Raw genomic sequence first — 269 nt, 5'->3', positions numbered from 1 at the left:
TTTCCCTTCAAACAGAATTTCACCGCTTTTAATCTCTGAATTGTGTTCGGGAAGTAAGCGCATGATCGCCTTTGTAGTAACTGACTTACCTGTACCTGATTCGCCAACAATCGCCAGCGTTTCCCCCTTCATTAAATCAAAGTTGACACCGCGGATGGCTTTAACCTCTCCTGAAAAAGTATGGAACGATATATTTAAATCTTTAACTTGTAAAATCTTCTCCACTGCCTATTCACCTGCCTTCTAATCACGCATTTTTGGATCGAGTG

1 protein-coding gene is annotated in these 269 nt (G+C 41.3%); it reads right to left on the bottom strand.

The features are described from left to right. The coding region (locus RYX56_RS22685) for an ATP-binding cassette domain-containing protein (protein ID WP_317124166.1) at positions 1–225 on the bottom strand (225 nt) is incomplete at its 3' end. Between the last annotated feature and the right edge of the window lie 44 nt (positions 226–269).

The sequence above is a fragment of the Alkalihalophilus lindianensis genome (assembly GCF_032843265.1).
Classification (GTDB): domain Bacteria; phylum Bacillota; class Bacilli; order Bacillales; family Bacillaceae_D; genus Alkalihalophilus; species Alkalihalophilus lindianensis.
Note: the sequence above shows the minus strand (reverse complement) of the source record. Positions and strands in the feature narration are given on the sequence as shown.